Raw genomic sequence first — 25,196 nt, 5'->3', positions numbered from 1 at the left:
AGCAAAAGCACGGCGGCCTAGTAGCCGACCTGAGTGGTTGAAGCAAATCAAAAGCAAAACCGAGGCGGCCTGACAGCCGACCTGATATTTGAAACTGAACTCAATCTAATGTGGGAGCTGGCTTGCCTGCGATGCAGACACCTCGGTCCATCAAAGTACACCGAGTTGATGCCATCGCAGGCAAGCCAGCTCCCACAGAAAAGCAGAGCACTGCGGTGCTGGCAGTCGAACTCGGTCAAAATTGTGGGAGCGGGCTTGCTCGCGAATGCGGTGAAGTGCGCCCCAGAAGTTGGACACCCGTCCAACTCCTGGGGCTTTTCATGAGCAAATACACGACGCAGTTCAAGCTTTCCGCCATTACCACTTTCTTGAGCAGGGCCGAGGCTTTCGCCGCATAGCCGCTCAATTCCAAATGGATCCCACCTTGCTTCGTCGTTGGGTGGAGGCTTACCGATTACATGGCGAAGCCTGTCTAAGCAGAACCGGCGAACGCTACAGTCCCTTGTTCAAGTTTTCAGTGCTGCAACGCATGTGGCGCGACTCCTTATCTTTGCGCCGCAGCGGCGCTCTTCAACCTGGGTAACTCAAGCCAGGTGGGCAGATGGCAACAGCAGTATTACAGTGGCGGTATTGAAGCCCTGGAGTCAGGGAAAAAGGATCGATTACCGCTATGCCCAAGCCGCCTTCTAAACCGCGTAAAACTACCACCCCACTCACCGACGCACAGCTTGCACACAAGGCATTACTCGATGAACTGCAGTATTTGCGCATGGAGAACGCCTACCTAAAAAGCTTGGAGAGTTGGGCGAGGCGGTGATGAGGCGAGAGAGAAGCGAAGAAAAAGCCCGATTAGTCACTGAGCTCAAACAAGCTTTCCCCTTGAGTGATTTGCTCAAGCTGGTAGGTCTTGCGCGAAGTACGTACTACTACCAACTCAAGGCGATGGGCGTTGCGGACCGGTTTATCTCGATCAAAGCCTCTATCCAGACTATCCAAGACGAGAATGAGGGCCGCCTTGGTTACCGTCGGATGACTTTAGCGCTACGTAAGCAAACGCCGTTGATCAACGGTAAAACGGTACGACGGCTGATGGGAGAGTTAGGCCTGAAATGCACAGTGCGACCGAAAAATACAAATCGTATAAAGGGCCAATGGGAGAGGTATCGCCCAATATCCTGGCTCGTCAGTTCGAAGCTGAGCAACCAAATCAGAAATGGGTGACCGATGTCACCGAGTTCAAAGTGGCCGGCAAAAGCTGTATCTGTCCCCAGTACTGGACTTGTACAACGGAGAGATTGTGGCCTATAAGACCGCCGTCCGCCCCCAATACGCCTTGGTAGGCGACATGCTGGAGCTGGCCCTTGAGCGCTTGCCCGAAGGCGCCAAACCCATGCTGCACTCGGATCAGGGCTGGCACTATCGACACTCAAAGTATCGGGAAAAACTGGAAAAAGCTGGGTTGGAACAGAGTATGTCTCGCAAAGGGAACTGCTATGACAACGCCACAATGGAAAGCTTTTCGGTACCCTGAAGTCGGAGTTTTACTATCGGGAAAGCTTCGACAGCGTTGCTCAGCTGCAGGCCGGGCTGGATAAGTACATCCATTACTACAACCATAAGCGAATCAAAACGAAGCTTGGCGGACTGAGCCCTGTGGCTTACAGAACCCGGTCCGCGGTAGCCTAACCATTAGCTGTCCAACTTTTGGGGCGCACTTCAGTGGGTCAGTCAGCTCATATATAACTGACCCACCGCATTCGCGAGCAAGCCCGCTCCCACAGTTGGATCTCGGTACATCAGACAGAGAGTGTGCTGCTGTGCTTTTGCTGTGCTTTTGCCCTGCTTTTGCTTCAACCACTCAGGTCGGCTACTAGGCCGCCGTGCTTTTGCTTTTGATCTGCTTTTGATCTTGATCTGAGGCGCCCCGTTAACCACGATGGCCGAACGCAGGCTTGAATCCGTGGGTAACCCGGCAGGACGCCGGGTTAGCCGCGATGGGCCAAGGATGGCCCATGGCGGCGGCCCACGGATTCAAGCCGGAGTGAGGGCATGCCGAGCCTAGGCGAGGCACCGAGTGGTGGGGCAAGAGCCCTTTGGTTACTTTGGGGCTCTTTTTCAAAAGTGACCCGCCGTAAGGGCGGAACCAATAGCCGCCGTTACCGCAGCAACGGATATGTACTCAAAAAGCCCCCCCATCACCCCAACTGCTTCTCCACCCACACCCCATAGGCATCAACAAACGCCTGCAAAAACGGCTTGGTCTTCTCCGACAATTTACCCGCCTCATCAAAGGCACTCCCCGCCCCACCCAGATAAGCCTCCGGCTGTTGCATACAAGGCACATTGAGAAACACCAGGGACTGGCGCAAATGGTGGTTAGCACCAAACCCACCAATGGCCCCCGGCGACACACTGATGACCGCCCCAGGCTTACCACTCCAGGCACTTTGCCCATAAGGCCGCGACCCCACATCAATCGCATTCTTCAACGCCGCCGGCACTGAGCGGTTATATTCCGGGGTCACAAACAACACCGCGTCGGATGAACTCACCTGTTTGCGCAAAGTACTGTAGGCTGCGGGCGGTGATGCCCCGTCGAGGTCCTCGTTGTAGAGCGGCAAATCGCCAATTTCCACAATGTTCAACTTCAGATTGGCTGGGGCCAGTTCGGCCAAGGCCAGGGCGACCTTGCGGTTGATCGACTCTTTTCTCAAGCTGCCAACCAGTACGGCAATCGTGTAGACCTTGCTCATTGAGGTTTTCCCGACGTCTGACTAAGGAGCTTGTAGTTATAAAGTCTTCACGGCAGGTTCACCAGCAGGTTTTGATAATCCCCAAGAGGTTTTCTACGCGATCACCTGCGTAGGAAGCGTCTGAAAAGATCAACGAATAGTATTTTTTTTCCATAGGTAAACTACCCCGCTCCATGACGGTCTACAGAACCGCAAATCGAGTGTTTATCTCCAGAGGTTCTAAACAGATGGCTGCAGTACTTGTCGGACAGTTCCATGCCAGAGACGCGGAAGGACGCGTGTATTCCGTGCATGAGTTCCAGGAATCCAACCCGGTGCAAGGCGACCAGGCTGGTTCGGCGCCCACCACTACCTACAAGCTGGCCATTGGCGATCGCGTAGAAAAAATGGAAGGCGATGAATTCAGACTGATCCAGTCGGACAAAATTATCACCCGCGAATCCCCAACGTTCCAGGCTTAATAAGCTCTCACCTTATCGACCTGCTCAGTCCTGGCCATTGACGGCATTGACTGGGCTGGTGATCAAGGCCGGCGAATCTCTGTCACCTCCACGCCCTGCCCGCCATCCACGTGCTTGAGCGTCACCATCAACCTCCCCCGCTCTCCTTCAACGGCATACAACGAACGTTTGTAGCCCGTCGTGCCATACGCGGGATAGGCCACCACCTGCCTGACCAACGCAATCTCCAGCACCGCGCCCACCTGCGCATCCACCTGTTCCTGGGAACGGATAAACGCCTCGAGGGCGAGGTTTTCCGGCGTGTGTTCATCGGGAGTATTGAAGAGATAAGCAGCCACGCACCCCACGGTCACCAAGACCAGCAGTTGCTTGGCCGTTACCCCGAAGAAGATCGAGGGTAGAGGCATGTGAGACCAGACCTGTTTTTGTTGTATTGGTCGTTGATGATCAGAGCAGCCATTCTAATCAGGTCGATGGGTATTGCCAGATCTATCAGTTGTCGCCGTAGGTAATATCCTTGTTGTCGCCTACGCCGCCCAGGGTGCGGTCTTTGCCGAATGAAAACAGGTCGAAGGGCGTGTTCGGCTGGGTTGGCGGGTAGTGGTACTGGTAGGCAATGCCCCAAGGGTCATTCAGCAAGTCTTCGTTAACGTAGGGGCCTTTCCATTTCGCCTCGCCAACAAGTCGCGTGGTCAATGCCTCCAATCCCTCTTCATCCGTGGGGTAGCGACCGGTGTCTTGATGAAACCGTTCGACCGCCCTGCCCAATTCGCTCACCTGGGCCTTCGCCTGGGCTATTTCTGCCAGCGTGACATCGCCGAACAGCCGTGGCCCCACCGCCAGGGCCAGCAACCCGATAATGACCAACACCACCAGCACCGCCCAACGCGTAAAGCCATGCTGGGTGTGCACGCTGCCAATTGTTGCGGTATTGCCGGACATCGCAAGGCTCCCTGAAGGTTGGTCAGTTATTACACGTTTTGTATGACCCGCAGGTTGCAGTGGCGAGCACGCTTAACGGTAGCCGACCCGCGCTGTTTTTTCCCAAGCCATTGAAACCCCACCGTACTGAACATAGACTCCGGCGATGCGTTTACGTCATATCGAAGTGATTCAGGCCATCTTGCAGACCGGACACCTCGGCACGGCCGCCGAATGGTTGCAACTCCCCGTGGGCGACGTGGATGCAACCCTCAAGGACGCCGAGCAGCAATTGGGCTTCATGCTGTTTGCCAGTGTGCGCGGGCGTTTGCAGGCAACCCGTGAAACCCTTGAGCTGCAGGCACAAATCGCCCACCTCTACGAAGCACTGGAACCGGTACAACGCTTGGCCAGTCGCTTGAAACACCACCATGCCCCCACACTGCGCGCCTTGTGCACCCCGCCCCTGGCCAATCAACTGTTGCCGCAAAGTATCGCGCTGCTGCGTCGACGGTTCCAGGACACGCCGTGCAACCTGTCGAGCCAACCGACGCGGGAAATTGTCAGGAGCCTGCTCCTGCACGAAGCCGATGTGGGCCTGAGCCTGCATGACCCGCAACACCCGCAAATCCAAAGCACTGTGCTGGCCGAGGGCAAACTGCAACTGCTCGCGCCCCATGGCTGGCTCAAACCCAAGCAAAAGTACATCGCGCTGCAGGACCTGGCCGGGCAGTCGATGATCGGGCTTGAGGGGCATGACCCGCTGAGCCGCCTGCTGGACGCCAAGCTGCACGCTCTGCGCCCACTGCCAGTGGTGCAGACGCGGGTGCAGACCTACCAGATGATGCGCAGCATGGTGGAAGCCGGGGAAGGCCTGGCGGTTGTCGACCCGTTCACCGCTTTTGGCGCGCGGGAGGTCGGGCTGGATAGTTGCCCGTTATCGCCACCCATTCCTGTCATCCTCTACGCATTGACGTTGAAGGACGCTGAACCCACGCCTGCGCTGAACGCGCTGCTGGAGATCGTCGCCAACAAGGCCGAGGCCCTGCTGGCCTTTACATCAGCGTCCACGCCTGCACCCTGAACCACGCCCCATCAGCGTCTTTCCTTACACTGTCATCGACACAACACCTGACAGTCAGGGTGGAACCCCGTCCGTGGATTCTCACACCCACACACTGAAGAAGGCGCCTATCCGCGCTTTCTTGCGGACGATGTCCCATCACCATGGAAAGGATCCCCATGCCCATCATTCAATCTTTCCCTGCTTCTCTACCGCTCACCAACCCTGCGATTCTCCCAGCCACGCAAGCCACGAATACTCAAGTGACCGAAGTCGCGGCCAACGACACAGGCCCTGACGAACTCGACAACCCACTGGCGCTGAAAAAAGCCTTTGCTGATCGCTGCAACTGGAACGAGCTGGCAACCAAACATCGCTGCTCGGTTCGGCCGAGGCGCAGGCGCTGGGCCGCGCCATACAAACCCAATTGGGCGGCATAGCGACCACTACCAGCGGCAATGACTACTTGCTGGCAGCCATCCACCTGAGCCTGGACCCGGAGCCCCTGCAAACGCCGGCGCGCAAAACTCCATGCTCGATATCGTCATCCACGGTGACAAGGTCAATAATGACGGCATAGAGCATTGGGAAACCCAGGACAAGCGAATTCCCATTCTGGCGTTTTGCGCAAAATCCGCGAGCGGCAAACTGACGTCGCAGACGCCTTTGCCGAACGCTATAAACAGGCCGCAGAAGCCCTGAAAAAGGGTCACACGGGCCTGACCCATTACCTGATCTCGACCTTGCCGCCGGAGGATAAGAAAAACTTTGAGTATGGCCAGCTCGAATTTTTCCGTACCGATGAATACAAGATGGGCACGGACTTCTTCACCCAAACCCTGACGAAAAGAGGTCACACGCTGGACGTGAAGATCACGCGCAATAAGCAAATCAGCGTTTATCGCATTGACACCCACGCCGGTACTCTTTCAAACCAATATGGCCTGAACGAAAAGTACTCGCCGCCCTACGACAAACTCGACGTAAAAGACGCCAGCAAACTCACTCGAACCCTGCGGTTTAACCCCCTCCCAGACGAACATGGCGAAAAAGCCGTAGAGAAACCAGCGCGCTCGCAAACGCCCAGGGCCTTTGACTCCGAGCGCACGGACTATATCGCCAGGGTGTACGCCCACGCCCTCGACTTACACAGTGATGACCTGCTCCAGCATGCCGGAGGGATGAAGCGCAGCCCGCGACAAGGCCAATGATGAGCTTAAGGGCGGGACAATCGTCGATGTGGTAAGCGGTACCCGCAAGTATTACGCGGACAAAGGCGTCACGGCGCCCGACAATATCCAGCAGACAGTACAGGAGGGGAAGCAGCGCTACATGGCGCTTCACAGTCAGTTGAAAGTCAAAGTGGGCGCCGAACATTCCTGGCTTGATACATAACCTTTTCAGCGCCGACACGCGGCCCAAACGTCAGCCAACAGCGACGTTCAGGCCGTTTCCAACTCTGACTTGAATAACCGATACCAAAAGATCGCCACTTCGCGGGTTTGTGGATCAATCCCGCGATAACGCAGTTGATCAATCCCGCCCATCACGTACCCGCAACGCTCATACAGGCGGCACGCGCCGAGGTTGTTGTTCTGGGTTTCGAGCATCATGCCCGGCAGGTTTTTCTTGCGGCTCCAGAACTGCGCCACGTCCAGCAACGCTTTCGCCACACCATGGCGCCGCGCCGGCAAGGCCACCGCCAGTTCGTCGACGTGGGCAAAGCCATTCCAGTTGGTGCTGACCACAACATGCCCCACCGCACGGTCATCCAGATAGGCCATGAAGATCGCACTGTCCGGTGCATCGCGGAAACTGGCGAATTCTTCCGGGTCGATGCCGTAACACTTGCGATACGGCACGATGCGCTCCACGGGCCATTGTTCCACGCGCTGGCCCATCTGTGGCACGCCGTAGGCGTTGACTTCAAAGCTGAAATCATTGCCCCACACGTAGGCATCAAAGCCTTCGTCAGCGACCCGCACACTGAGCCCCGGGTACTTCGGGTTCATTACAGCTTGCATAAACATCCTTAACCCTTGATGCAATCGACGGTGTAACAACGACCATTGCCATCGTCTTCGTGTTGCAACCCATGAACATCAGCGACAAAACCGGGAAAGCTGCTATCGAACGTCCGGGCAAAAGCCAGGTAGTCGATGATCGATCGCGTCGACTCGGTAAAGCGCTCGCCCGGCATGATCAACGGAATGCCCGGCGGATAAGGCACCAGCATCACGGCAGCGATGCGCCCTGGCAAGGCATCGATGGAAACCGCCTCCACTTCCCCCCTGACCAATTGGTCGTAGGCGTCGGCCGGCTTCATGGCGATTTCCGGCAATACCGTGTACATCCGCTTGAGGTGTTTGGCCGTGGCATTGCCACGGTAACAGCCGTGTAATTGATCGCACAGGTTGCGTAAGCCCAGGCCTTGATAGCGCGCTGGGCCCTGGGCAAACACCGATGGCAAGCAGCTTGCCAAGCTCACATTCGCGTCATAGCTGCGCTTGAACTCCAGTAATTCGGTGAGCAAGGTACTCCATTTACCTTTGGTTATGCCCATGGAAAACAACACGAGGAAGGAATACAGCCCGGTCTTTTCCACCACCAGCCCACGCTCCCAGAGGAATTTGCTGACCACTGCGGCGGGAATCCCGCAGTCGCTCAAGGCGCCATCGGCGCTCAGGCCGGGCATCACCAGGGTCACTTTGATCGGGTCGAGCAGTACGTAATCTTCGGCCACATCGCCAAAGCCATGCCAGTCATCCTGCGGGTGCAGCAGCCAGTCAGCCGTAACGACCCGGTCGATGCCCGCCACCGATGGCGGCTGCCCGATGGAGAACCACCAATCCTCAGCAGCGATGTGCTGGCGCAAGTTGGCCAGGGCACGCCGAAAGCTCAGGGCCTCGTCGAACATCTCCTGCAACAGCGAACGTCCGGCCGGGCCTTCCATCATTGCCGAGGCAACGTCCAGCGAGGCAATGATGCTGTATTGCGGCGAGGTGGAGATGTGCATCATGAACGCTTCGTTGAAGCGGTCGCGGTCCAGTTGCCGTGCGCCGCCATCCTGCACATGGATCATCGAGGCCTGGCTGAAGGCGGCCAGCAACTTGTGGGTCGAGTGGGTGGTAAACACCAGCGGGCTGTCCGGGGTGCGCGAGGTGCCCATGCCATAACGCCCGGCAAAGAACTCGTGGAAGGCCGCGTAGGCGTACCAGGCCTCGTCGAAGTGCAACACCTCGACACTGTTGCCCAATTGTTGCTTGATCAGCTCGGCGTTGTAGCACAGGCCGTCGTAGGTGGAATTGGTGACCACCGCCATCTTCACTTTGGTTGGCCGGCCACGGGTCAAGGGGCTGGCATCGATCTTGGCGCGGATCGACTCGGGGCTGAACTCACTCAAGGGAATCGGGCCGATGATCCCCAGTTCATTGCGTTCCGGGCACAGGTACAGCGGGATCGCGCCGGTCATGATGATCGAGTGCAACACCGACTTATGGCAGTTGCGGTCGACCAGCACCAAGTCGTCGCGGCCGACCATGGAGTGCCAGACGATCTTGTTGGCGGTCGAGGTGCCGTTGATCACAAAAAACGTGTGATCGGCGCCAAAGTTACGCGCGGCGCGGGCTTCGGCTTCCGCCAACGGCCCGGTGTGATCGAGCAGCGAGCCCAGTTCCGGCACTGAAACGGACAAGTCAGAACGTAAGGTGTTTTCACCGAAGAACTGATGAAATGCCTGCCCTACCGGGCTCTTGCGATACGCCACGCCGCCGCCATGGCCGGGTGTGTGCCACGAGTAGTTGGAGTCGGCGGTGTGTTGCACCAAGGCTTTGAAGAACGGCGGCAACAAGCCATCAAGGTAAGTGCGCGCCGCGCGAGCGACTTGCCGAGCCAGAAACGGCACGGTGTCTTCGAACAAATAAAGAATGCCGCGCAGTTGGTTGAGTTCGCTCATGGCATCGGCCGGCGCATTTTCCAGGGTGACTTGCTCGCCCAGGGCAAAGATCGGCAGGTTGGGCGCCCTCACCCGCGCCAGGCGGATCAGTTCGACCATGTTTTGCAGCAGGTGGGTATTTTCCCCGGCGCCTTCGGCAGCGATCAACATGCACGCTAGGCCGTGATGGGTAGAAGCCACTAGCCGCCCTTCGGCGTAGTCCACGGCGGAAAAAATACTGAAGCCCTCTTGTTCCAGCTCTCGGGCGATGCCTCGAACCCGATCACCGGCAACGGTATCGGCCTTAATGTCGCGATGTACGATAAGAACAGGGAACTTCAGGTCTTTGTACATGAGTGCTGATAGTCCTGAGGGCTATGTACTCAGGGTAGAAGCTGGGAGCGGATGTGGCGAATGAAGATTTTACAGGCGCTGTAAATCAGCTGTGGGAGCTGGCTTGCCTGCGATGGGCATAGGTATCTACGCAACTTTTTGTGTTGCTTTTAGCCTGCGATGGTTTAGGTAGATTGAGTACATATCCGTTGCTGCGGTAACGGCTTCGTAGGGTTCCGCCCTTACGGCGGGTCACTTTTGGAAAAAGCCCCAAAGTAACCAAAAGGGCTCTTGCCCCACCACTCGGTGCCTCGCCTAGGCTCGGCATGCCCTCACTCCGGCTTGAATCCGTGGGCCGCCGCCATGGGCCATCCTTGGCCCATCGCGGCTAACCCGGCGTCCTGCCGGGTTACCCACGGATTCAAGCCTGCGTTCGGCCATCGTGGTTAACGGGGCGCCTCAGATCAAGATCAAGATCAAAAGCAAAAGCACGGCGGCCTAGTAGCCGACCTGAGTGGTTGAAGCAAAGCAGGGCAAAAGCACGGCAGTACACACTCTGTCTGATGTACTGAGATCCAACTGTGGGAGCGGGCTTTGCTCGCGAAGGCGGTGGGTCAGTTACACATGAGCTGGCTGATCCACCGCCTTCGCGAGCAAGCCCGCTCCCACAATTTTGACCGAGTTCGACTGCCAGCACCGCAGTGCTCTGCTTTTCTGTGGGAGCTGGCTTGCCTGCGATGCAGACACCTCGGTGTATCAGGCATAACCAGTTGATGCCATCGCAGGCAAGCCAGCTCCCACATTTGATTGAGTTTCAGCTTCCACGATTAGGTCGGCTTTCAGGCCGCCTCGGCTTGCTTTTGATTTGCTTCAACCACTCAGGTCGGCTACTAGGCCGCCGTGCTCTTGCTTTTGATCTTGATCTTAGGCGCCCCGTTAAACCACGCTGGCCGAACGCAGGCTTTTGAGCGGGGGTAAACCGGCAGGACGCCGGTTTAGCCGCGATGGGCCAAGGATGGTTCCATGGCGGCGGCCCCGCCCAAAGCCGGAGTGAGGGCACACCGAGCCTAAGCGAGGTGCCGAGTGGTGGGGCAAGAGCCCTTTGGTTACTTTTGGGGCTCTTTTCCAAAAGTGACCCGCTGTAAGAGCGGAACCAATCTAAGCCATCACCCAATAACGGATATGTACCCACCGCCCCCGCGACAACCAAAGAATTCAACCCATAAAAAGATGTGTAGATACCTATGGCTATCGCAAGCAAGCCAGCTCCCACCGTTTGATCAAGTTCAGCCGATCTTATTGCTGCGTCAGTTGCGACCACAACGCCGGCGCACCGGCCGACTTGGCAATCGCTTCCAACCGCGTCGCATGCTCAGCCAAATCCTGCTCACTGGCACGAATGATCGGAGTGGGCTTGCGATCCGCCGGCAGACGGCGAATTTCCGAAGGGCGGTTGCCTGAACCTTCCGCCGAGCCGTTGCCGTCAGAGGCATTACCCGCCAGGGACAGGCTGGTCTGCCCGCCGGTCATGGTCAGGTAAACGTCGGCCAGAATCTCGGAGTCGAGCAAGGCGCCGTGCAGTTCACGACCGGAGTTGTCGACGCCGTAGCGTTTGCACAAGGCATCCAGGCTGTTGCGCTGGCCCGGGTGACGCTCACGGGCCATCATCAAGGTGTCGAGGATCGAGCAGTGCTGGGAGATATCCGCACGATCCTTCTGCCCCATCAGGGCAAATTCGTTATTGATGAAACCGACGTCGAACGCCGCGTTGTGGATGATCAACTGCGCGCCGTTGATGAACTCGAAAAACTCGTCGGCCACTTCGGCGAAGCGCGGCTTGCCCTTGAGGAATTCGTCGGTGATGCCGTGGACGCCGATAGCGCCTTCGTCACTGTCACGGTCCGGTTGCAGGTAGACGTGGAAGTGGCGACCGGTAAGGCGCCGACCCATCAATTCGACACAGCCGATTTCGATGATCCGGTGACCATCGGTCACCGGCATGCCGGTGGTTTCGGTATCGAGTACAACAGATCGGATGGCCATCAGGGTTCAGCTCTCAACGGTGGTATGCAGTGTGGTGTGAATCAAGGGGCGCGATGTTAACACGTGAGTCACCATCAGCTCTGCTTGTAGCCCCGCACATCATCCACACCCCGGTTGGCCAACTGGTCGGCGCGTTCGTTACCTGGGTGGCCGATGTGCCCGCGCACCCATTTCCAGGTGATGTTATGGCGGTTGCATTGCTCATCGAGCAGTTGCCACAGGTCGGCATTTTTCACCGGTTCCTTGGCGGCGGTTTTCCAGCCGCGCTTCTTCCAATTGACCATCCACTCGTTGATGCCTTTCATCACGTATTGCGAGTCGGTCACCAACAGCACGTCACAGCGGCGCTTGAGTTCTTCCAGCCCACGAATGGCGCCCATCAGCTCCATGCGGTTGTTGGTGGTGTTGGCTTCGCCGCCCCACAACTCCTTCTCCACGCCCTTGCACACCAGCAAGGCGCCCCAGCCGCCGGGGCCCGGGTTGCCCTTGCAGGCGCCATCGGTGAAGAGTTCTACGCTATCGGTCATCGGTTGCATCCATCAAAACGGGCTGGCGGTAATGGACCGACAGTATCCCGAGGCCGAAAGACTCGGCCGGTAATCAAAAAGAGTTTTTACGGTTCGCTTTGCTTGCGATTGACCTTGGCCATCGGCATCGGCACCAGCTTGCCCATAGGTTGGCGCAGCACCTGGCGTACCGGCCGCAGCCCGACCACGATCTTGCGTGCCACCAACAAATAGAAGCCGCCACCCGACAGTTGCCAGGCGCCCGCCCGGCGTTCCCACCCGGCCAGACGGCCTTGCCACTTGGTCGACGCAAGCGGCGGACGATAGCACCCGAAGCGGCGTTTCTCCAGCGCAAAGCCCAGCAGGTTCAGCCAGTCGCCTACCCGCGAAGGCGAGATACAGCGCGCCTGGCGCAGGGCGTCATGGGCGAATACATGGCGCAGGCCCCAACTGCTCCAGGGGTTGATGCCGATAATCAGCAAATGGCCACCAGGGCGCACACTGCTTGCGGCTTCGCGCAGCAAACCGTGGGGCGACAGGCAGAAATCCAGGCCATGCTGCAACACCACCACGTCGGCGGCATGCTCGCTCAAGGGCCAGGCCTGCTCCTCGCACACAATCTCGACGCCCGGCAACGGCGCACCGAGGCGCACGTTACGTTGCACCTGGGGCGCAGCAGGCGGCGTTTGGGCCGATGGGCCGTAATGCACCAGATAGCCACCAAAGAACCGGCCCAGCTCGTCTTCGAGCATGCGCCGCTCTTCATCCAGCAAAAATTGCCCGATGGGCCCGGACAGCCACTCACGGGCTGCGCTGATCAGGGCCAGCCACTCAGGATCGGCCTGGGCGAACGCTTTATCAGTCATTGCATTCTCCAACTCGCCTAGACGTTCTAAGATGCACCAATGTGTTCAGCTTGGCGAATCGAAGAATGATACAGATCAGTGCCCTACCCGCGTTCACCGACAACTACATCTGGTTGTTACAGGACCCGCAAACCCAGCGCTGCGCCGTGGTCGACCCCGGCGATGCCGCGCCGGTGCTGGCCTGGCTCAAGCAGAACCCGCAGTGGAGCCTCAGCGACATCCTGATCACCCACCATCACCATGATCATGTCGGCGGCGTCGAGCAACTGAAAAGTGTTACTGGCGCCAAGGTCTACGGCCCGGCGAACGAGAAGATCCCGGCTCGGGACGTCGCCTTGCAAGATAACGACCGTGTCACCGTATTGGGCCTGGACTTCGACATTTATAGCGTGCCGGGCCACACCCTTGGGCATATCGCCTTTTACCACCTGGGCCTGCTGTTCTGTGGCGACACGCTGTTTGCCGCCGGTTGCGGACGACTGTTCGAAGGCACGCCGGAACAGATGTACACCTCGCTGGAACGCCTCGCCGCGTTGCCTGCCGAAACACTGGTTTACTGCACCCACGAGTACACACAAAGTAACCTTAAATTCGCCCAGGCCGTGGAGCCGGATAACACCGATATCGCCGAGCGAGTGGAAGCCGTCAAGCAGCTGCGGGCTCGCGGCGAAATCACGCTGCCGTCCAACCTGGCCCTGGAAAAACGCACTAACCCTTTTCTACGTACCGCTGAAACATCCGTTAAACAAAAAGCAGACGAACGGAATGGGCGCGATAACCGCTCTGGGGCCGAGGTGTTTGCTAGCTTGAGGGCATGGAAAGATAAGTTCTAACAGGATGCAACCTGATACGAAATTTCTGAATGGTTGACCGGAACCAAAGCGCTTTCTAGAATCGCCCGACATTTTTGCCCGGAACTTACTTCCAGCCAATGTCGTCATCTATTCGTAATTCCATTTCTTCAGACGCATTGACCCGCCTGGCTCAAGCCGTGGCGGTGGCTGTGTCCGCTACTCTGGCGGGCTGCCAATCGACTAATTACGCTGCACAATCCACCGTGCAACCCAAACCCAATCTTGCCGTCAAGATCAAGCAAAAACCTATTTGGCTATCAGAGAAGCCCAGCCCCGAAGTGCCCCAGGATGTCTGGGAACGCATGCGACGGGGCTTTCAATTGCAGGACGGCTTAGGTGTCAACCCACGCATCGAGCAACAGCGTTTGTGGTTCGCCAGCAACCCGTCCTTTTTGGAGAACGCCGGAGAACGCGGCAGCCTCTACATTCATTACATCGTCGAACGCCTTGAAGAACGCAACATGCCCCTGGAGCTGGCGCTGCTGCCAGTGATTGAAAGTGCCTACAACCCAATGGCCTATTCGCGCAGCGATGCAGTCGGCTTGTGGCAGTTCATCCCCTCCACCGGGCGCTACTTCAACCTGCGCCAGACCCGCGCCTATGACGGCCGCCGCGACATCACCGCCTCCACCACCGCCGCCCTGGACTATCTGACGCGTCTGCATGACATGTTCAACGGCGACTGGCTGCTGGCCCTGGCGGCCTACAACGCCGGCGAAGGCACGGTCAGCCGGGCCATCGAGCGTAACGAGAAGCTCGGCCTGCCCACTGACTACTGGAACCTGCCCCTGCCCCAGGAAACCAAGGACTACGTGCCCAAGTTCCTGGCGCTGTCTCAGGTGGTACTGGCCCCCGAGGCCTACGGCGTCAACCTGAACCCGATTGCCAACACACCGTACTTCGAAGTGGTTGAAGTCAAGCAAAGCATGGACCTCTCACGGGTTGCCGCGCTGGCTGAAATCGACGAAGACGAGCTCTTCCAGCTCAACCCGGCCTTGAAACAACGCACTACACTCGATGGCCCCCAGCATTTGCTGGTGCCGAGTTCCAAGGCGCAACTGCTCACTAGCACCCTTTCGACGATGAAGCCGGAAGAATTGCTGGCGATGCGCCCTAAAAAGCAGGTATTCGACGAAGTTGAGACCACCCGAGTGGCCGGGCGCACCCGCAACTACAAGGTGCGCAATGGCGACAACCTCACGTTGATCGCCAAGGCGAACAAGGTCGATGTGCATGACCTGCAGCGCTGGAACAAGCTCAACGGCCAGGCCCTCAAGGTCGGCCAGACCCTGGTGATGCAAGACACGCGCAAGCTGGTGGCCAAGGCCGGCGCCAAGAAGCCGGTGCAGTACAAGGTCAAGAAAGGCGACTCGCTGTACATCGTCGCCAAGCGCTTCAACGTTGAGATGCAACATCTCAAGCGCTGGAACCCGCGCACCGGCCAGGCGTTGAAACCTGGGCAGATGCTGGTGGTTTCCGGGCCAAGATAAACCTCTGCGCAAGCAGGCTTGCTGTGGCGAGCTGGCTTGTGTGGAAGCTGGCTTGTGTGGAAGCTGGCTTGTGTGGGAGCTGGCTTGCCTGCGATAGCATCACCCTGGCGCCCCTGATACACCGCGTTGCCTGCATCGCAGGCAAGCCAGCTCCCACATTTGTTCTCCACACAGTTCAATACCTTAGCAGCCCCCAAGCGGGGTGTTTTCAGCAGCCTTTTTCCAACCGGAACAAGCTGTTACTGTACCGATCATAAAGCCCAAGCCGCCTGGATCGGATCTCTGACTTGAAGCGTCCCCTCCTTCTACTAATAAGTCTGGCCTTGAGCTTTGGTGCGAACGCGACGATTACCGAGAGCCACGGTTACACGCAGTTCGGCACGCTCAAGTACCCGGCCAAATTCACCCACTTCGATTGGGTAAACCCTGCAGCGCCGAAAGGCGGGACATTGCGGGTCATGGCATTTGGCACCTTCGACACGCTCAACCCGTACACCTTCAAGGGCTCAAGCCCGGTGTCCACCCCCAATTTCCTGCAATACGGCGTCAATGAGCTGAACGAGCCCTTGATGGTCGGCACCGGCCAGTACGCGCCGTCCGGCGATGAACCCACCTCCAGTTATGGGCTGATTGCCGAGTCAGTGGAGTACAGCGAGGATCGCAGCTGGGTGGTGTTCAACCTGCGCCCACAAGCGCGCTTCCACGATGGCAAACCGATCACCGCCTACGACGTGGCGTTTTCCTATCGCACCTTGCTAACCGAAGGCCACCCGCAGTACCGCACCAACCTGCAGGAAGTGGCGCGGGTCGACATCCTTAGCCGCCACCGTATCCGCTTTGTGTTCAAGCGCGCCGGCAACCCGTTGCTGATCCTGCGCCTGGGCGAACTGCCGGTATTGCCCCAGCACTATTGGAAAAACCGCGACTTCAAGGCCACCACCTTCGAACCGCCTTTAGGCAGCGGGCCGTACCGCATCACCCAGGTCACCCCTGGGCGGCAGTTGGTGTTCGAACGGGTCAAGGATTACTGGGGCAAAGACCTTCCGGTCAACCGGGGCTTCTACAACTACGACAAGGTCGAAGTGGAGTTCTACCGCGACAGCGACGTGGCCTTCGAAGCCTTCAAGGCCGGCGAATTCGATATCTATATCGAACACCAGGCCAAGAACTGGGCCACCGGCTATAACTTCCCGGCGGTCAACCGGGGCGAAGTGATCAAGGCGCAGATCGCCCACCAGATCCCGACCCAGAGCCAGGGCCTGTTCATGAACACGCGGCGGCCAACCTTCGCCCAGACCAAGGTGCGCGAAGCCTTGGGGTTGATGTTCGACTTTGAATGGACCAACCGCACCCTGTTCAGCAGCGCCTATAAGCGCACCTTGAGTTACTACCCCAACAGCGAGTTTTCCGCGACCGGCGTGCCGGTGGGCCATGAATGGCTGATGCTCTCGCCGTACCGCGACCAGTTGCCGGCCAACCTGTTTACTCAAGCCTTCAGCCTGCCGCAGACCGACGGTCGCGGTATCCCACGCGAGACCCTGCGCCGCGCCCTGGCCTTGTTGGGCGAAGCCGGCTGGAAGCTGTCGGGGCAACGCCTGCTCAACAGTGACGGGCAACCGCTGCGCTTTGAAATCCTGCTGGTCAACCCGAACTTGGAGCGCATCCTGCAGCCGTATGTCGAGAACCTGATCAGCATCGGCATCGACGCGCGCCTGCGCACCGTTGACCGCGCGCAATACAAGCAGCGCCTGGATCAGTTCGACTTTGACATGATCCTGATCACCCTCAACCAGACCTTGAGCCCCGGCCTTGAACAGTGGCAGTACTTCCACTCAAGCCAAGCCGCGATCAAGGGCAGCAAGAACTACGCAGGCATCGCCAACCCGCTGGTCGATCGCCTGCTGGAGCAACTGCTGGCGGCGCAAACCCGCGAAGAACAATTGGCCGCCGGCCGCGCCCTCGACCGAGTGCTGCTGTGGCAGCACTACAGCATTCCCAACTGGTACCTCAACTATCATCGTTTGGCGTACCGCAACCGGTTCGCCTTTGTCACCACGCCGCCCTACAGCCTGGGCCTGAGCGCATGGTGGCTGAAAGCTTCGGAGAAAGCCCAATGATGTATTTACGCCGTGCATTACTCGCCAGCCTGTTGCTGTGCAGCGCGGTCAGCGCCGCGCCGCAACACGCGCTGACCCTCTACAACGAGCCGCCAAAATACCCCGCCGACTTCAAACATTTCGACTACGTAAACCCCGACGCGCCCAAGGGCGGCACCTTCCGCGAATCGAGCATGGGCGGCTTCGACAGTCTCAACCCTTACATCAGCAAGGGCGTGCCAGCGGACAACCTGCCGCTGATATACGACACCCTGGCCATGCAAAGCCTGGACGAGCCCATCACCGAATACGGGCTGGTGGCCGGCAAGATCGAGAAAGCCCCGGACAACAGCTGGGTGCGGTTCTACCTACGCCCCGAAGCGCGCTTTCATGATGGCCACCCGATCCGCGCGGAAGACGTGGTGTTCACCTTCCAGGCGCTGATCAAGGATGGCTCGCCGCTCTACCGCACCTACTACGCCGACGTCGACGAAGTGGTGGCCGAAGACCCGCTGCGGGTGCTGTTCAAGTTCAAGCGCACCAATAACCGCGAACTGCCGCTGATCCTCGGCCAATTGCCGGTCTTGCCCAAGCATTGGTGGGCCACCCGCGACTTTGCCAAGGGCAACCTGGAAATACCGCTGGGCAGCGGGCCGTACAAGGTCGCCGAGGTCAAGCCCGGGCGCATGGTGCGCTACGAGCGGGTCAAGGATTACTGGGCCAAGGACCTGCCAGTGACCCAAGGTTTCTACAATTTCGATAACCGCATCACCGACTACTACCGCGACAGCACCGTGTCGCTGGAAGCCTTGAAGGCCGGGCAATTCGACTACTGGCTGGAGTTCAGCGCGAAGAACTGGGCCAACGCCTACAACATTCCGGCGGTGGCCCAGGGCCGGTTGATCAAGGAAGAAATCCCCAACGGCAACCCGACCGGTATGCAGGGCTTTGTGTTCAACACCCGCAAGCCGATGTTCCAGGATGTGCGGGTGCGCAAGGCGATCAGCCTGTTGCTGGATTTTGAGTGGAGCAACAAGCAGCTGTTCAACGGCGCGTACACGCGCACCCGCAGCTACTTTGAAAACTCAGAAATGGCCGCCACCGGCCTGCCCGGCCCGGATGAGCTGGCGATTCTGGCGCCGCTTCGCGACAAGATCCCCGCCGAAGTCTTCACCCAGGCGTTCGAACCGGCCAAGACCGATGGCAGCGGCATGATCCGCACCCAGCAGCGCGAGGCCTACCAGTTGTTGCAAGAGGCCGGCTGGAAGATCGTCGATGACCAGATGGTCGACACCACCGGCAAACCGGTGACCATCGAGTTCCTGCTGGCCCAGACCGAGTTCGAGCGCATCCTGCTGCCGTTCAAGCGCAACCTGGCCGACCTGGGCATCAACCTCGTCATTCGACGCGTTGACGTTTCGCAGTACATCAACCGCCTGCGCTCGCGCGATTTCGACATGCTGGTGGGCAGCTTTCCGCAATCCACCTCGCCGGGTAACGAACAACGCGAGTTCTGGGCGTCTTCCAGCGCCGACAAACCCGGCAGCCGCAACTACATGGGGCTCAAGGACCCGGCCGTCGACCAGTTGGTCGAAGAGCTGATCGACGCCAACTCGCGTCAAAGCCTGATCGCCCACGCCAAGGCCCTGGACCGCGTATTGCAGTTTGGCTATTACGTGATCCCCAACTGGCACATCAAGACCTTCCGCGTGGCGTACTGGGACCACTTGGGGCACCCCAAAGTCTCGCCGCGCTACGACGTCGGCACCTCCACCTGGTGGGCCAAGCCTGACGTGAAACCTGCCGTTACCCTGGACACGAGCGCCGACCCGGCGAGCGGAGGCGATTAAATGCTGGCCTATATTGTTCGCCGCCTGTTGCTGATCATCCCCACGCTGTTTGGGATTTTGCTGATCAACTTCATCATCATCCAGGCCGCTCCCGGTGGCCCGGTGGAACAGATGATCGCCAAGCTCGAAGGCTTTGAAGGCGCCACCAGCCGCATCGCCGGTGGCGGTGCCGAAGTCTCGGTGGCCGGCTCCAGCTACCGTGGCGCCCAGGGCCTGGACCCCGCGTTGATCAAGGAAATCGAGAAGATGTACGGCTTCGACAAGTCGGCGCCGGAACGCTTGTGGATCATGGTCAAGAACTACGCCCAGTTGGATTTCGGCGACAGCTTCTTCAGAGACGCCAAGGTCATCGACCTGATCAAGGAAAAGATGCCGGTGTCGATCTCCCTCGGGTTATGGAGCACGCTGATCATGTACCTGGTGTCGATCCCGCTGGGGATCGCCAAGGCCACACGACACGGCAGCCACTTCGACGTGTGGACCAGCTCGGCAATCATCGTCGGCTATGCGATCCCGGCGTTCCTGTTTGCGATCCTGCTGATCGTGGTGTTTGCCGGCGGCAGTTACCTGGACTGGTTTCCGTTGCGCGGGCTCACCTCGAACAATTTCGATGAGCTGAGCTGGAGCGGCAAGATCTTCGATTATTTCTGGCATTTGGCCCTGCCCGTCACCGCGCTGGTGATCGGCAACTTCGCGACCATGACCCTGCTGACCAAAAACAGCTTTCTCGACGAGATCAACAAGCAATACGTGGTCACCGCCAAGGCCAAGGGCCTGACCAACCACCGCGTGCTCTACGGCCATGTGTTCCGTAACGCCATGCTGCTGGTGATCGCCGGCTTCCCCTCGGCGTTTATCGGGATTTTCTTCACCGGCTCGTTGCTGGTCGAAGTGATCTTCTCCCTCGACGGCCTGGGCCTGATGAGCTTTGAAGCGGCAATCAACCGTGACTACCCGGTGGTCTTCGGCACGCTGTTTATCTTCACCTTGCTGGGGCTGGTGGTGAAACTGATCGGCGACCTTACCTACACCCTGGTCGATCCGCGTATCGACTTTGCCAGCCGGGAGCATTGAGATGAACTTATCCCCCCTCAATCGCCGCCGGTTCGAGCGGTTCAAGGCCAACAAGCGTGGCTGGTGGTCACTGTGGCTGTTCCTGATTCTGTTCGTGCTCAGCCTGGGCGCAGAGCTGATCGCCAACGACAAGCCGCTGGCCGTGCACTTCGACGGCGGCTGGTACTTCCCCGCGCTCAAGCGCTACCCGGAAACCGCGTTTGGCGGCGAATTCCCGCTGGAGGCCAACTACAAGAGCCCGTACATCCAGGAACTGCTCAAAGCCAAGGACGCCTGGACGCTGTGGGCGCCGGTCCCGTTCAGCTACCAGAGCATCAACTACGACCTCAAAGTACCGGCGCCGGCCCCGCCCTCCTCGGTCAACCTGCTGGGTACCGATGACCAAGGCCGCGATGTACTGGCGCGGGTGATCTACGGCTTTCGCGTGTCGGTGCTGTTTGCCCTGACGCTCACGGTGCTCAGCTCGATCATCGGCGTGATCGCCGGGGCCTTGCAGGGCTTTTACGGCGGCTGGGTCGATCTGGCCGGGCAGCGCTTCCTGGAGATCTGGTCCGGGTTGCCAGTGCTCTATTTGCTGATCATCCTCGCCAGCTTCGTGCAGCCAAACTTCTGGTGGCTGCTGGGCATCATGCTGCTGTTCTCGTGGATGAGCCTGGTCGACGTGGTGCGCGCCGAGTTCCTGCGCGGGCGCAACCTGGAATACGTGCGTGCGGCGCGGGCGCTGGGCATGCAAAACGGCGCGATCATGTTCCGGCATATCCTGCCCAATGCCATGGTGTCGACCATGACCTTCATGCCGTTCATTCTCACCGGCGCTATCGGCACCCTCACCGCCCTGGATTTTCTCGGCTTCGGCCTGCCAGCCGGCTCACCGTCATTGGGTGAACTGGTGGCCCAGGGCAAATCCAACCTGCAAGCGCCGTGGCTGGGCATGAGTGCCTTTGCCGTACTGGCGATCATGTTGAGTTTGCTGGTGTTTATCGGCGAGTCCGCTCGCGATGCCTTCGACCCGAGGAAATGAGATGAATCAGGACAATCTGATCGAAGTCCGCGACCTCTGCGTCGAGTTCGTCACCGGCGAACACCACCACCGCGTGGTCAACAACGTCAGCTTCGATATCAAGCGCGGCGAAACCCTGGCCCTGGTCGGCGAAAGCGGCTCGGGCAAATCGGTCACCGCCCACTCGATCCTGCGCCTGCTGCCCTACCCGCTGGCCCGTCATCCGGCGGGCACCATCAGTTATTCCGGGCAAGACCTGCTGACCCTCAAAGAAAAAACCCTGCGGCATATTCGCGGCAACCGCATTGCGATGATCTTTCAGGAGCCGATGACCTCGTTGAACCCGCTGCATTGCATCGAGAAGCAGATCAACGAAGTGCTCGGCCTGCACAAAGGCCTTACCGGCAAAGTCGCCACCCGGCGCACTCTGGAATTACTCGAGTTGGTGGGCATCCCGGAGCCGCACAAGCGCCTCAAGGCCCTGCCCCACGAGCTGTCCGGCGGCCAGCGTCAGCGGGTGATGATCGCCATGGCCCTGGCCAACGAGCCGGAACTGCTGATCGCCGACGAGCCGACCACGGCCCTCGACGTCACGGTGCAATTGAAGATTCTCGAGTTGCTCAAGGAGTTGCAGGCGCGGCTGGGCATGGCGTTGTTGCTGATCAGCCATGACCTGAACCTAGTGCGGCGCATCGCCCATCGTGTGTGCGTAATGCAGAAGGGTTGCATCGTTGAACAAGGCGATTGCGAGACGCTGTTCCAGGCGCCCCAACATCCTTACACCCAGGAATTACTGGCGGCTGAACCCAGTGGTGGGCCTGCGACCAATGAGGTCGGGCCGCCGTTGCTGGAAGTCGATGACCTGAAAGTGTGGTTTCCGATCAAGAAGGGCTTTTTGCGTAACACCGTGGATTACGTCAAGGCGGTGGACGGCATCAATTTCAGCCTGCCCCAGGGCCAGACCTTGGGCATCGTCGGTGAGAGTGGTTCGGGCAAATCGACCCTGGGCCTGGCGATTTTGCGCTTGATTGCGAGCACTGGTGGGATTCGCTTTGAAGGCCAGCAACTGGACCGGCTTAGCCAGCAACAGGTGCGGCCGTTGCGGCGGGAAATGCAGGTGGTGTTTCAGGACCCGTTCGGCAGTTTGAGCCCGCGGATGAGTGTCAGCGAGATTGTTGGCGAGGGGTTGCGGATTCACAAGATGGGCACGGCTGTTGAGCAGGAAGCGGCGATTATTGCGGCGCTGCGCGAGGTTGGGCTGGACCCGGAGTCGCGGCATCGTTATCCGCATGAGTTTTCCGGTGGCCAGCGGCAGCGGATTGCCATTGCTCGTGCGTTGGTGCTCAAGCCACGCTTGATTTTGCTGGATGAACCGACGTCGGCGTTGGATCGAACGGTGCAGCGGCAGGTGGTGGAGTTGTTGCGCAGTTTGCAGGCTAAGTACAACCTCACCTACCTGTTTATCAGCCATGATTTGGCGGTGGTCAAGGCGCTGAGTCACCAGTTGATGGTGGTCAAGCATGGGCAGGTGGTGGAACAGGGGGACGCGGCGGCGATTTTTGCTGAGCCGCAGCATGCTTATACGCGGCAGTTGTTGGAGGCGGCGTTTTTGGTGCCTGCTGGGGTTGGCGGTTGACCTTGTACATATCCGTTGCTGCGGTATTGGCTGATATTGGTTCCGCCCTTACGGCGGGTCACTTTTGAAAGAGCCCAAAAGTAACCAAAAGGCTCTTGCCCCACCACTCGGCACCTCGCCTAGGCTCGGTGTGCCCTCACTCCGGCTTTGGAGCGGGGGCCGCCGCCATGGGCCATCCTTGGCCCATCGCGGCTAAACCGGCGTCCTGCCGGTTTACCCCCGCTCCAAAGCCTGCGTTCGGCCAGCGTGGTTTAACGGGGCGCCTAAGATCAAGATCAAAAGCAAGAGCACGGCGGCCTAGTAGCCGACCTGAGTGGTTGAAGCAAATCAAAAGCAAAACCGAGGCGGCCTGACAGCCGACCTGATCTCTGAAACTGAACTCAATCAACTGTGGGAGCGGCGGTGCGACGACTCGACTTGCTCGCGAAGGCGGTGGGTCAGTTACACATGAGCTGGCTGAACCACCGCCTTCGCGAGCAAGCCCGCTCCCACAGTGGGATCTCATTACATCAGCTAGATGTGGTGGTGCTCTGCTTCTGTCCTGCTTTTGCTTCTACCACTCAGTGCTCTTGCTTTTGATCTGACAGGCCCCGTTAACCACGATGGCCATCCCGCGGATTCAAGCCTTCACTCTGGCATGCCGAGCTTAGGCGAGGCTCCGAGTGGTGGGGCAAGAGCCCTTTTGGTTACTTTTGGCTGGGCCGGCATTCCGGGCGTTTGCCAAAAGTGACCCGCCTAAGAGCGGAACCCTAAGCCGCCGTTACCGCAGCAATGGATATGTACCCACATCTACCAAGCACGCTTACTCCAGGCTTTTCTCCAACCAAGCCTTCAAATCCTGCACTTCCACCTCACTCACGGTATGCGGCATCCCCGGATACCCATGAAACTGTGGCGTCAACCCAAGCCCCACCAAAACTTCATTCGCCCGCGTTGCTGAAGCATACGGCAGAGCCTGGTCCAACGTACCGTGGCCAATAAAGATCGCCAACTTGCCCAATGATTCGCTGGGTTTGAGCTCAGCCCTGAGCACCGGCAACACACTGCCGCTCAACGCCGCGATCCCACGCACCAACTCAGGCTTTCGCAAGCCCACCTCGTAAGACATGATCGCACCCTGGCTGAACCCCACCAGGAACACCCGATCACTCTGAGTGTGGTATTTGGCCGTGGCCTTTCCCACAAAGTCTTCGATCAGCTTGGCGCTGCGTTGCAAGTCGGCGGTCTCACCGTCGTAATCACCGCCCCCCGGGGTCTTGGTAAACCAGCGATAGCCATGCGGGTCCACCGGCATCGGCGCGCGCGCTGACAGGTAGGTCCAGGTCGGCGGCAGCGCGTCCTTGATGCCAAACAAGTCTTCCTCATTGCTGCCAAACCCGTGCAGGAAAATCACCAACGGCTGGTTACGCGCATCGCCCTGGGTCTGTTCCAGGTACGACAACGGCAAATCAGTGTGCAGCGTGGAGTCGGCGTGGGCAGCGCCAGCCACCAGGGTCAGTGCCAGGGCAAACAGTTTGAACATGGGGAAGCGACCTCAGGGTTTGCGCAACAAATAAGTGTCCATGATCCAGCCATTTTCCAGGCGCGCCGCCTTGCGCACCCGTTCGATTTCTTCAGCCACGTCACTGACTTTGCCGCTGATAAGGATTTCGTCCGGCGTGCCCAAGTAGGCGCCCCAGTAGATATCCAGGTCCTGGTCGGCCACCGTGCGGTAGGCATCGTCAGCGTCGAGCATCACCACCAAGGTATCGGCATCACTCGCCTGCCCCGCCGCCAACCGACGCCCGGTGGTGATCTCGATGGAGCGGCCGATGCGGTTCAGCGGCACTTTGTGCTGGGCCGCAAGGGCCTGCACGCTGGTGATACCGGGGATCACTTCAAACTCAAACGTGCAGCGGCCGCTGGCGAGGATCGCCTGCAAGATGCGGATAGTGCTGTCGTACAGCGCAGGGTCGCCCCAGGCCAGGAAAGCGCCGACTTCACCGTCGGCCATTTCCTCGTTGATCATGCGCTCGAAGGTCTGCTGCTTGTCGCGGTTAAGGTCCTGCACAGCGGTGGTGTAGTCGATATCGCCGCGCACGCGCTCGGGGCAGTCGGCCTCGACGAAACGGTAACCGGGCTCGGTGATGTAGGTCTGGCAGATCTCGCGACGCAGGTCGATCAGCTTGTCTTTGCTCTGGCCCTTGTCCATCAGGAAAAACACGTCGGTGCGGTTCAGCGCCTTCACGGCCTGCATCGTGATGTAGTCAGGGTTGCCGGCGCCAATGCCGATGATCAGGATGCGTTTCATGGGTTGCTCTCGTTGCGGGGCGTGGA

Annotated in this window: 21 protein-coding genes and 1 pseudogene; 12 read left to right on the top strand and 10 right to left on the bottom strand. The window is 59.0% G+C overall.

The features are described from left to right. Window positions 1-320: 320 nt before the first annotated feature. A pseudogene (locus KZH41_RS13040) lies at window positions 321-1,686 on the top strand (IS3 family transposase). 509 nt (window positions 1,687-2,195) lie between these two features. Here the strand turns inward: KZH41_RS13040 and KZH41_RS13035 are convergent. Continuing rightward, window positions 2,196-2,753 carry an NADPH-dependent FMN reductase gene (locus tag KZH41_RS13035; RefSeq protein WP_094953785.1) on the bottom strand — a complete coding sequence of 186 codons (558 nt, stop codon included), beginning with the start codon at window positions 2,751-2,753 and terminating at the stop codon, window positions 2,196-2,198. A 227-nt stretch (window positions 2,754-2,980) separates the two neighbouring features. Here KZH41_RS13035 and KZH41_RS13030 point away from each other — a divergent pair, with 227 nt between their 5' ends. Beyond that, window positions 2,981-3,214 carry a hypothetical protein gene (locus KZH41_RS13030; protein ID WP_094953786.1) on the top strand — a complete coding sequence of 78 codons (234 nt, stop codon included), beginning with the start codon at window positions 2,981-2,983 and terminating at the stop codon, window positions 3,212-3,214. Between the two features lie 62 nt (window positions 3,215-3,276). On the opposite strand, the gene KZH41_RS13025 is transcribed toward KZH41_RS13030, so the two are convergent. Together KZH41_RS13025 and gspG are read right to left on the bottom strand one after the other, a co-directional pair. Further along, on the bottom strand, window positions 3,277-3,621 hold the full coding sequence (locus KZH41_RS13025; RefSeq protein WP_242155705.1) for a hypothetical protein: 345 nt from the start codon (window positions 3,619-3,621) through the stop codon (window positions 3,277-3,279). A gap of 85 nt (window positions 3,622-3,706) precedes the next feature. Then, window positions 3,707-4,156, bottom strand: a complete 450-nt coding sequence (gene gspG / locus KZH41_RS13020; protein ID WP_094953788.1) for a type II secretion system major pseudopilin GspG — start codon at window positions 4,154-4,156, stop codon at window positions 3,707-3,709. Between the two features lie 145 nt (window positions 4,157-4,301). Here gspG and KZH41_RS13015 point away from each other — a divergent pair, with 145 nt between their 5' ends. From KZH41_RS13015 to KZH41_RS13005, 3 genes are all read left to right on the top strand, one after another. Further along, window positions 4,302-5,219 carry a LysR substrate-binding domain-containing protein gene (locus tag KZH41_RS13015; protein WP_094953789.1) on the top strand — a complete coding sequence of 306 codons (918 nt, stop codon included), beginning with the start codon at window positions 4,302-4,304 and terminating at the stop codon, window positions 5,217-5,219. A gap of 158 nt (window positions 5,220-5,377) precedes the next feature. Beyond that, entirely contained in the window at window positions 5,378-5,638 is a 261-nt protein-coding gene (locus KZH41_RS13010) for a hypothetical protein (protein ID WP_141240631.1), read from the top strand. 183 nt (window positions 5,639-5,821) lie between these two features. Then, complete coding sequence (locus KZH41_RS13005; RefSeq protein WP_263274941.1) at window positions 5,822-6,409, top strand: hypothetical protein; 588 nt, start codon at window positions 5,822-5,824, stop codon at window positions 6,407-6,409. 231 nt (window positions 6,410-6,640) lie between these two features. On the opposite strand, the gene KZH41_RS13000 is transcribed toward KZH41_RS13005, so the two are convergent. The 5 genes from KZH41_RS13000 to KZH41_RS12980 form a co-directional block, all read right to left on the bottom strand. Then, window positions 6,641-7,210: a GNAT family N-acetyltransferase gene (locus KZH41_RS13000; protein WP_094953791.1), complete on the bottom strand. Its 570-nt coding sequence runs from the start codon at window positions 7,208-7,210 to the stop codon at window positions 6,641-6,643. Window positions 7,211-7,230: 20 nt separating this feature from the next. Then, window positions 7,231-9,486, bottom strand: coding sequence for an Orn/Lys/Arg decarboxylase N-terminal domain-containing protein (locus KZH41_RS12995; protein WP_263274940.1), 2,256 nt, complete (start codon window positions 9,484-9,486; stop codon window positions 7,231-7,233). Between the two features lie 1,275 nt (window positions 9,487-10,761). Then, complete coding sequence (gene dnaQ, locus KZH41_RS12990; RefSeq protein ID WP_176463026.1) at window positions 10,762-11,502, bottom strand: DNA polymerase III subunit epsilon; 741 nt, start codon at window positions 11,500-11,502, stop codon at window positions 10,762-10,764. Between the two features lie 80 nt (window positions 11,503-11,582). Next, the gene (gene rnhA / locus KZH41_RS12985) at window positions 11,583-12,035 is read right to left on the bottom strand and encodes a ribonuclease HI (RefSeq protein ID WP_010171667.1); all 453 of its coding nucleotides are present in this window, start codon (window positions 12,033-12,035) and stop codon (window positions 11,583-11,585) included. 86 nt (window positions 12,036-12,121) lie between these two features. Continuing rightward, a complete protein-coding gene (locus tag KZH41_RS12980) occupies window positions 12,122-12,880 on the bottom strand; it encodes a methyltransferase domain-containing protein (protein ID WP_094953853.1) in 759 nt (252 codons plus the stop codon). A gap of 65 nt (window positions 12,881-12,945) precedes the next feature. On the opposite strand from KZH41_RS12980, the gene gloB reads away from it, so the two are divergent. The 7 genes from gloB to KZH41_RS12945 all read left to right on the top strand — a co-directional run bounded on the left by gloB (window position 12,946) and on the right by KZH41_RS12945 (window position 22,880). Beyond that, complete coding sequence (gene gloB, locus KZH41_RS12975) at window positions 12,946-13,713, top strand: hydroxyacylglutathione hydrolase (RefSeq protein ID WP_094953854.1); 768 nt, start codon at window positions 12,946-12,948, stop codon at window positions 13,711-13,713. Between the two features lie 98 nt (window positions 13,714-13,811). Further along, window positions 13,812-15,224, top strand: a complete 1,413-nt coding sequence (locus tag KZH41_RS12970) for a transglycosylase SLT domain-containing protein (protein ID WP_263274939.1) — start codon at window positions 13,812-13,814, stop codon at window positions 15,222-15,224. 287 nt (window positions 15,225-15,511) lie between these two features. Next, on the top strand, window positions 15,512-17,341 hold the full coding sequence (locus KZH41_RS12965; protein ID WP_094953759.1) for an extracellular solute-binding protein: 1,830 nt from the start codon (window positions 15,512-15,514) through the stop codon (window positions 17,339-17,341). Beyond that, window positions 17,338-19,170: an extracellular solute-binding protein gene (locus tag KZH41_RS12960; protein WP_263274938.1), complete on the top strand. Its 1,833-nt coding sequence runs from the start codon at window positions 17,338-17,340 to the stop codon at window positions 19,168-19,170. The genes KZH41_RS12965 and KZH41_RS12960 overlap by 4 nt, the downstream gene beginning before the upstream one ends. Continuing rightward, complete coding sequence (locus KZH41_RS12955; RefSeq protein WP_094953757.1) at window positions 19,171-20,244, top strand: microcin C ABC transporter permease YejB; 1,074 nt, start codon at window positions 19,171-19,173, stop codon at window positions 20,242-20,244. A gap of 1 nt (window position 20,245) precedes the next feature. Then, entirely contained in the window at window positions 20,246-21,265 is a 1,020-nt protein-coding gene (locus tag KZH41_RS12950) for an ABC transporter permease (protein ID WP_094953756.1), read from the top strand. A gap of 1 nt (window position 21,266) precedes the next feature. Then, on the top strand, window positions 21,267-22,880 hold the full coding sequence (locus KZH41_RS12945; RefSeq protein ID WP_094953755.1) for an ABC transporter ATP-binding protein: 1,614 nt from the start codon (window positions 21,267-21,269) through the stop codon (window positions 22,878-22,880). A gap of 802 nt (window positions 22,881-23,682) precedes the next feature. Here the strand turns inward: KZH41_RS12945 and KZH41_RS12940 are convergent. Together KZH41_RS12940 and cobF are read right to left on the bottom strand one after the other, a co-directional pair. Then, window positions 23,683-24,402 carry an alpha/beta hydrolase gene (locus tag KZH41_RS12940; protein WP_263274937.1) on the bottom strand — a complete coding sequence of 240 codons (720 nt, stop codon included), beginning with the start codon at window positions 24,400-24,402 and terminating at the stop codon, window positions 23,683-23,685. A 12-nt stretch (window positions 24,403-24,414) separates the two neighbouring features. Next, a complete protein-coding gene (cobF, locus tag KZH41_RS12935; protein WP_263274936.1) occupies window positions 24,415-25,170 on the bottom strand; it encodes a precorrin-6A synthase (deacetylating) in 756 nt (251 codons plus the stop codon). Window positions 25,171-25,196 lie beyond the last annotated feature (26 nt).

Source organism: Pseudomonas sp. YeP6b, assembly GCF_025642995.1.
Taxonomy (GTDB): domain Bacteria; phylum Pseudomonadota; class Gammaproteobacteria; order Pseudomonadales; family Pseudomonadaceae; genus Aquipseudomonas.
Note: the sequence above shows the minus strand (reverse complement) of the source record. Positions and strands in the feature narration are given on the sequence as shown.